The sequence below is a fragment of the Kocuria sp. WN036 genome, from assembly GCF_002287015.1.
GTDB lineage: Bacteria > Actinomycetota > Actinomycetes > Actinomycetales > Micrococcaceae > Kocuria > Kocuria rosea.
In genome coordinates this window covers 1-1272 of the sequence record NZ_NSKF01000072.1, presented here as the reverse complement: position 1 = coordinate 1272, position 1272 = coordinate 1, and the positions used below count along the sequence as shown (strand labels likewise).

1 protein-coding gene is annotated in these 1272 nt (G+C 65.9%); it reads right to left on the bottom strand.

What is annotated here, in order from left to right:
* Positions 1 to 36: 36 nt before the first annotated feature.
* A protein-coding gene (locus CK505_RS18085) for an IS3 family transposase (RefSeq protein WP_095651922.1) occupies positions 37 to 1202 on the bottom strand; the annotation gives its coding sequence in 2 pieces (ribosomal slippage) (positions 37 to 926 and positions 926 to 1202; 1167 coding nt in all).
* Between the last annotated feature and the right edge of the window lie 70 nt (positions 1203 to 1272).

Genomic DNA, 1272 nt, shown 5'->3' with positions numbered 1-1272 from the left:
TGACCTGACCTATGGTTTGGTTGCCAGTCGTGGTCGCTAGCTTCCAGCGGTGGTGAGTGCCTGCGGCGTTCGAGCGAGGTCGTATTCGTGCGGGGTGGCGTACTCGAGTGCGGAGTGTCGGCGGCGTCGGTTGTAGAACACTTCGATGTACTCAAAGATCGCGTTCGCCAGCTCGATCCGGGTCTTCCACTTCCGACGGTTCAGCAGTTCGATCTGCATCGTCGACCAGAAGGATTCCATCATGGCATTGTCGAGGCCGTCGCCGACGGTGCCGAACGAGGGCAGCAGTCCGGCCGAGCGGATCTTCTGCGTGAACACCCACGAGGTGAATTGGACCCCGTGGTCGGCGTGGACGATTCCGCCGGCACCGGGCTTTCGGGCGCGGATGGCCATGTCTAGGGCATTGATGACCAGGGTGGAGTCCTGCTTGGAGTCGATGGCCCAGCCGATGATTTTGCGGCTGCAGGCGTCGAGCACCGCCGCGCAGTAGACCTTGCCCTCGCGGGTGGGATGCTCGGTGATGTCCGTGACCCACAGTTCGTTCAGCGCCAGGCGGTGGAACTTCCGGTTGACGAGGTCGTCTGCGGTCGCCACGCCTCGAAGCCGCTTGATGCGCGCCGGGCCGGGCAGTCCGCCGATGCTGGCGCGCGTCATCAGCGCGGAGATGAGCCGGCTCGAGCAGGGGATGCCCATGCCAATGGTGAGTTCCGCGTGGATGCGGCGGTAGCCGTAGGTGCCCCGAGAGGCCACGTGAATCTCGCGGATCAGCCCGGTGAGCCAGCGTCGGCGCAGTTCCGTGGAGCTGGTCGGACGCTTGCGGTACCGGTAGTAGCCCTGGCGGGAGACGCCCAGGATGCGGCAACAGGTGTGGACCGGAGCCCCGGCGTCGACGAGACGATCGATCACCGGGTGCGCCCTTTTGGGGGGACTCCGCCCTCCTCATCGAGCCAGGTGGCCGCGTGGCGGATGATCGCGAGCTCCTGCTCAAGCTGGCGGATCCGGCCCCGGGCCGCCCGGAGCTCAGCCGATTCCTGGGTGCTGCGCCCGGGCCGGCGGCCCTGATCGATGTCGTCCTGGCGCAACCAGGAATGGAGCGTGACAGGGTGGATACCAAGATCAGCCGCGGTCTGCTTGACCTGGCGGCCCTCACGCACGAGAGCGATCGCTCGTGCACGGAACTCAGGAGGGTAGGGGCGGGGCATAGCGGTGAGCCTTCCATGAAGGCCTTCGACTAGCGACCGCCACTGGAAACCAAACCGTAGGTCAGGTCAA